The 6,000-nt window shown below is 65.3% G+C and carries 6 protein-coding genes; 5 read left to right on the top strand and 1 reads right to left on the bottom strand.

Translation table 11 applies throughout. The annotated features are described in order from the left end of the window. From PSA7680_RS14395 to PSA7680_RS14375, 5 genes are all read left to right on the top strand, one after another. On the top strand, positions 1–1,155 hold a 1,155-nt coding region (locus tag PSA7680_RS14395; protein WP_085869418.1), incomplete at its 5' end, for an APC family permease. Between the two features lie 2 nt (positions 1,156–1,157). Beyond that, a complete protein-coding gene (locus tag PSA7680_RS14390) occupies positions 1,158–1,430 on the top strand; it encodes a DUF2933 domain-containing protein (protein WP_085869417.1) in 273 nt (90 codons plus the stop codon). A gap of 118 nt (positions 1,431–1,548) precedes the next feature. Next, the gene (locus PSA7680_RS14385; protein ID WP_139838676.1) at positions 1,549–2,106 is read left to right on the top strand and encodes a c-type cytochrome; all 558 of its coding nucleotides are present in this window, start codon (positions 1,549–1,551) and stop codon (positions 2,104–2,106) included. A 60-nt stretch (positions 2,107–2,166) separates the two neighbouring features. Then, positions 2,167–2,715: a ubiquinol-cytochrome c reductase iron-sulfur subunit gene (gene petA / locus PSA7680_RS14380; RefSeq protein WP_085869416.1), complete on the top strand. Its 549-nt coding sequence runs from the start codon at positions 2,167–2,169 to the stop codon at positions 2,713–2,715. 82 nt (positions 2,716–2,797) lie between these two features. Further along, entirely contained in the window at positions 2,798–5,224 is a 2,427-nt protein-coding gene (locus PSA7680_RS14375; RefSeq protein ID WP_085869415.1) for a phosphoketolase family protein, read from the top strand. Positions 5,225–5,241: 17 nt separating this feature from the next. Here PSA7680_RS14375 and PSA7680_RS14370 read toward each other — a convergent pair whose 3' ends face one another. Then, entirely contained in the window at positions 5,242–5,712 is a 471-nt protein-coding gene (locus PSA7680_RS14370) for an ion channel (protein ID WP_139838675.1), read from the bottom strand. Positions 5,713–6,000 lie beyond the last annotated feature (288 nt).

Below are 6,000 nucleotides of genomic sequence, written 5' to 3'. Positions count from 1 at the left end.
GTCGGGGCCGTCGTCACCGCCTTCAGCGCCTATACCTACATCGCCATGTCCAATGCCTGGCCCTCATCGGGTGGCATCGCCATGATCCTGACCAAGGCCTACGGGCCGGGCGCGGTCGCGGCGGCGGCTTCGTTGCTGATGGCGCTGTCGATGGTGATCAACGAAAGCCTCGTGGCGCGCACCTTCGCGACCTATGCGCTCCGCCCGTTCGACATCGAGGGCGGGCCGCTGGTGCCGCTGATCGGTGTGGCTCTGATCGTCTTTGCCTATGCGGTGAACCGGTCGGGCAACCGCTCGGTGGGGCTGTGGTCGATCATCATGTCGGCGCTCAAGATCGGCGGGATCGCGATATTCGGCATCGCCGCACTTTGGGCCGCGGGTGGAACCTGGCAGGTGCAGGGCTCGGAACCGGCCGCGCCGTTGGGGTTCGTCGCCTCGGTGGCCCTGTCGATCCTCGCCTTCAAGGGCTTCACCACCATCACCAACAGCGGGGCCGAGATCGTCGATCCGCACCGCAATGTCGGGCGCACCATCATGATCTCGATCGCGATCTGCGCGGTGGTCTACCTGCTGGTCGCCTTTGCCGTCGGCGTCAGCCTGCCGCCCGAGCAGATCCGCGCCGCACAGGACTATGCCCTGGCCGAGGCCGCCGGGCCGGTGCTGGGGCAGAGCGGGTTCTACCTGACCGTGGCGCTGGCGATGGTGGCGACGGCCTCGGGGCTGATCGCCAGCGTTTTTGCCGTGTCGCGGATGCTGGCGATGCTGACCGACATGAAGATGATCCCGCACAGCCATTTCGGCATGACGGGCTCCATCCAGTCGCACACGCTGGTCTATACCGTCGTCATCGCCGGGCTGCTGACCGTGCTGTTCGACCTGTCGCGCATCGCCTCGCTGGGGGCATTCTTCTATCTGGTGATGGACATGGCCGTTCACTGGGGCGTCTGGCGCAACCTGCGTGGCCAGATCAAGGGCCGCGGCTGGGTCATGTTGACCGCGCTGGCCCTGGATGCCGTGGTGCTGGCGGCCTTCACCACCCTGAAATGGCGCTCGGACCCGATGATCGTGGCCTACGCGGTCGCGGGCATCGTGATGGTCTTTACCTACGAACGCGCCTTCCTGAAACACTGGATCACCATGCCGGAGGCAAGATAGCCATGACTTATCAACCAGTTGATGACACGACCCCGAACAAGAACGAAGCCGCTTCCAAGCCGCCGACCGAGCCGGAAGAAAGCAAAAGCCACACCCGACGGAACTGGCTGCCGCTTGCGATCGCCCTTGTCATAGGCGCCGGGATACTGGGCTGGGAATACCGCGAGGCGTTGTATCCGCTGCTCGGTTCGCCCCTGCTGTTCCTGCTGGTCTGCGTGGGCATGCATTTCCTGATGCACCGCGGCCATGGCGGGCACGGAGGCGGCGGATCATGACCTGCCCACCCTGAAGCGCGCAGGCCGGATTGGGTCGAAGGAACGAAATACCCGCATACCAGGACGGGACAAACTGAGGAGAGCAGTCAGGCAAACCAGTTAGGGGAAAGGAAAACCCATGCTTGCAAGAACCATGACGATACCAGCGGCAATGCTGGCGATGACGGTCGGGACAGTCCCGGCGCTGGCCTCGCAAGGCGAAGGACAGCACATGCAGATGATGGACGAGATGCCCAAGGGGCTGATGATGCCCCAAATGAGTTCCGAAAGGGGCAGGGCGCTGTTCGCCTCCAAGGGGTGCATCGTTTGCCACTCGATAAACGGCATAGGCGGGGAACATGCCCCGGTGCTCGATGCCTCGACGATGGACGAGGTTATGAACCCGTTCGAATTCGCCGCCCGCATGTGGCGCGGCGCCGCGGCAATGGTCGCGTTGCAAGAGGAAGAACTGGGCGAACAGATCGAATTGAACGGGCAGGAGTTGGCCGACATCATCGCCTTTGTTCATGACGCCTCGGAACAGGCGAAGTTCTCTGAGCACGACATCCCGAAATCGGTCGCGGCGATGATGCACCACCAATCCGAGGAAGATCACCACGAAGAAGGTGAGATGGGGCATCACGACGACGATCAGATGGGGCACCACGAAGAAGGGGAAGAGGGGCATAGCGACTGATCCACCTCGTCCGGGCCTTGCCGACCGGCAGGCCCGAACCGGGCATGAAGGAGGAACGCCATGTCTGACATTTTGACAAGACAACAGCAGCAGGCGGACGAAAGCCGCCGCGATTTCCTGTACTACGCCACCGCCGGCGCTGCGGTCGTCACGACTGGCGCGGCGATCTGGCCCCTGATCGACAGCATGAACCCCAGTGCCGACGTCTCGGCCCTGGCGGTGGTGGATATCGACCTCGAAGGGGTCGAGCCCGGCAGCCGGATCACGCTGAAATGGAAGGGCAAGCCGGTTTTCATCGACCATAGGACAGAGGAACGGATCGCACAGGCGCGGGCCGACGACGACGCGCCGATGATCGACCCCGAGCCGGATGCCGAGCGCGTCCAGCGCCCGGAATGGCTGGTCGTGATCGGCGTCTGCACCCACCTGGGCTGCATCCCGCTGGGTCAGGGCGGCAGCGACCCGACCGGGGACTGGAACGGCTGGTTCTGTCCGTGCCACGGCTCGCATTACGACACTTCGGGGCGGATCCGGAAAGGCCCGGCGCCGCGAAACCTCGACGTGCCGCCCTATGAGTTCGTGAGCGACACGCTGGTCAAGATCGGCTGAGGCGCGGAGCGAAAAAGGTAACATGCAGCGCGGCCAACCGGCCTGCGGCCGGAATGCGCGCCAATTCGACAGGAATTCGACGATGCGGAAATTCATCACATGCGGTACTTGCGACGACTTGTCCGCGCCAAACCGTCACGAGATCGCCCGGCACGCCGAAGAACTCCGCCAGCAGGATACCGCCTTCGCCGTTTGGGCCGCGGGCCGCGGCGTCATCCGCCACGATGACCTTACGCAGGTCAGGATACACGAGATGGTCCGGGCGCTGGTCGAGGCGGGAAACCTGCCGGATACAGAGACCGGCTATCGCAGGCTGCGCGCCGCCGACACTCTTGCCAATGCCGGCATGTGGCTGGTGGCGCATATGACCTATGCCAAAAGCGTGCGGCTGGACGGCGCGGCGCTGGATGCGGACGCGTTCAAGGCCAACCCTCAGGGACACACCGGCGGGTCGCTGAACATGGTGCCGGCCTATGTCGCCTACCTGACCCTCAACGCGCTCGACGGTCACACCCGCAGCTGGATGATGGGGCAGGGCCATTGCGTCGCGGCGATCGACGCGGTCAACCTGCTGGTGGACAACATGACGCCCGCGCATGCCTCGCGCTACGATCTTTCCGACGAGGGCCTTACGCGCTTCGTGTCAGATTTCTATTCCTGCGAGGTCGGCCCTGATGGCACGCAGGTCTCTCCGCTGGGCTCGCATGTCAACGCCAACACCGCCGGCGGCACGCAGGAGGGCGGCTATCTCGGCTTTGCAGAGCTGCACTATGTGCACGCGCCGCTCAAGGGCGAGCGTCTGGTGACCTTTCTCAGCGACGGCGCCTTCGAGGAGCAGCGCGGCAGCGACTGGGCACCGCGCTGGTGGCGGGCCGAGGACAGCGGACTGGTGGCGCCGATCATGATCCTCAACGGCCGCCGCATCGAGCAGCGGACGCAGATCGCGCAACAGGGCGGCGAGCGCTGGCTGGACCATCACCTGCGCCTGAACGGGTTCGACCCCATCGGGCTGGACGGGCGTGACCCGGCCAGCATCCTGTGGGGCATCCACGCCATCGAAGCCGGGGCGTTGTCGCAGGAAAGGCTGGGCTATGGCATCGCCGAGACGATCAAGGGCTACGGCTTTCCCGGCGCGGGCACCAACCGGGCGCACAACCTGCCGCTGCCCGCGACCCCCGCGACCGACGCAGACAGCCGCCGCCTGTTCAACGAGGGCGCCCGTCGCCTGCACATGCCGGAACAGGCGCTGCGCGAGGCGGTGGCGGAACTGGCCACGCATGAGCGGCAGAACCGGCCGAAAGAGCGGGATCATCCGCTGGCGACCCGCCGGATCGCGCCCCCGGAAATTCCGGTTGTCGCCGAGTATCCGACGGGCGAGATGGTTTCGCCGATGGCAGCGTTGGATCGCCAGTTCTGCGCCATCGTCGGGACGAATCCCCACCTGCGGCCAAGGGTGGGAAACCCGGACGAGCTGCGCAGCAACCGCTTGGACGAGACGCTGGACACGCTGAAGCACCGCGTCCTCGATCCCGAGCCGGGGATCGCCGAATCCCGCACCGGCGGCGTCATCACCGCGCTCAACGAAGAGGCCGTGGTCTGCGCCGCGCTCGGCAACAAGGGCGGCATCAACCTGGTCGTGACCTACGAGGCCTTCGCCCCCAAGATGCTGGGCGCGATCCGCCAGGAAATCACCTTTGCCCGGCAACTGGCGGCCGCTGGCCGCCCGCCCGGCTGGCTGTCGGTGCCGATCGTGCTGACCTCGCACGCGTGGGAAAACGCCAAGAACGAGATCTCGCACCAGGACACGACCCTTCCCGAGGTTCTGCTGGGGGAAATGGCCGACGCGGTGTCGGTGCTGTTCCCGGCCGACGCCACCAGCACGGCGGCGGCCCTGTCGCGGGCCTATCGCAGCCACGGGCGGCTCGTGGTCATGGTGGTGCCGAAACAGCCGGTCGCCAATGCCTTGACCGCGGCCCAGGCCGGGCAGGTGCTGACCGACGGCGCCGCGGTGCTGGCCGGAGATCCCGCGCAGGCGGATATCCTTCTCTCGGCAACTGGCGCCTATCAGTTGGGCGTCTGCCAGAAAGCACGAGAGCGGCTGGAGCAGGGCGGCGTGAACTGCGCGTTGCTGTATCTCGTCGAGCCGGGCCGACTGCGCGCACCGCGCGACGCGCGCGAGGCGGATTACGTTCTGGGCGACGCGAAACTGAATGACCTGTTCCCGCCCGACAGGCCCCGCCTGTTCGTCACCCATACCCGGCCCGGCCCGTTCCTGGGGGCCTTGCGGCGCATTGACAGCGGCCCCCGGACCACCCGCGCGCTGGGGTTCATCAACCACGGCGGAACGCTCGATCTCAACGGGATGCTGTTTGCCAACCGGACAACCTGGGCGCATGTCGTGGCCGAGGCCGCCGACCTGCTGGCGCGCCCGGCAAATGACGTCCTGTCGCCTGCCGAAATGGCCGCGGTCGCAGGCGACGGCCCGCCGTCAGTGCTCTGGCGGGCCTGAGGGGGCAGGGCACGAAGTCAATCCGCCCGATCAGGGGTTTCCTTGTCCTTGAGAGTTGCGAAAGGTTGCCAATCCCACAGCCGGCACATGGCGGCGAACAGGAACGACGCCGACCACGCGATCAGCAGCAGCCCGTTCAGCGCCTCTACCCCGGTAAGAAAGCGCAGGTGGCCGTGCGGAAAGACCTCGCCGATGCCCAGCGACGTGAAGCTGACCACCGAGAAGTAGAAGTAATCCAGCGGCTCACGGGTCGGGACGCCTCCGAAGCTGCCAATCGCCAAAACCTGATCCCCCAGCCCGTAGGCGAGGGCGTAAAGCGCCACCTCGCCCAGATGCGCCGCGAACATCACCAAGACTATCACGAGGACCCGCGTCGTGGGCCTCATGGGTATCGCGGCCGTCTGTCCGGACAGCCAGCGCAGGGTAGTCAGGTGCAGCGTGGTCGTTGCCACGACGAGCAGCACAGCTGCGATTACCGCGATCAGCATTTTTGCTTCCTCGTTGTTCCAAAACGCCTTGCGACCTTGTAGCACGGGATCACAGCTTGATGAGGCGCCGAATTGCAGCACGCGTGGCGCTCAGATCTGGTCAAAATGAAGGTGAATGCCGTGGTTTAACCCGCAGGCGCCTTTGTTGACACTCCTGCGTTGTGGCTACAGCCAAAGCACTCGTAATAGAGATTATGTTAAATTTTAGCCACACGGTAAGAGTCTTTGGCCGAAGTTGCGCCCAGATGAGACAGCCGGGATCGGCACCCGAATGCGACCATACCGTGG

Origin of the sequence: Pseudoruegeria aquimaris, assembly GCF_900172235.1 — a bacterium.
Classification (GTDB): domain Bacteria; phylum Pseudomonadota; class Alphaproteobacteria; order Rhodobacterales; family Rhodobacteraceae; genus Pseudoruegeria; species Pseudoruegeria aquimaris.
Note: the sequence above shows the minus strand (reverse complement) of the source record. Positions and strands in the feature narration are given on the sequence as shown.

Bases quoted from the DNA above. Each gene is read 5' to 3' on its own strand.
- PSA7680_RS14390 (WP_085869417.1), top strand. From the start codon at position 1,158: ATGACTTATCAACCAGTTGATGACACGACCCCGAACAAGAACGAAGCC.
- PSA7680_RS14385 (WP_139838676.1), top strand. From the start codon at position 1,549: ATGCTTGCAAGAACCATGACGATACCAGCGGCAATGCTGGCGATGACG.
- petA (WP_085869416.1), top strand. From the start codon at position 2,167: ATGTCTGACATTTTGACAAGACAACAGCAGCAGGCGGACGAAAGCCGC.
- PSA7680_RS14375 (WP_085869415.1), top strand. From the start codon at position 2,798: ATGCGGAAATTCATCACATGCGGTACTTGCGACGACTTGTCCGCGCCA.
- PSA7680_RS14370 (WP_139838675.1), bottom strand. From the start codon at position 5,712: ATGCTGATCGCGGTAATCGCAGCTGTGCTGCTCGTCGTGGCAACGACC.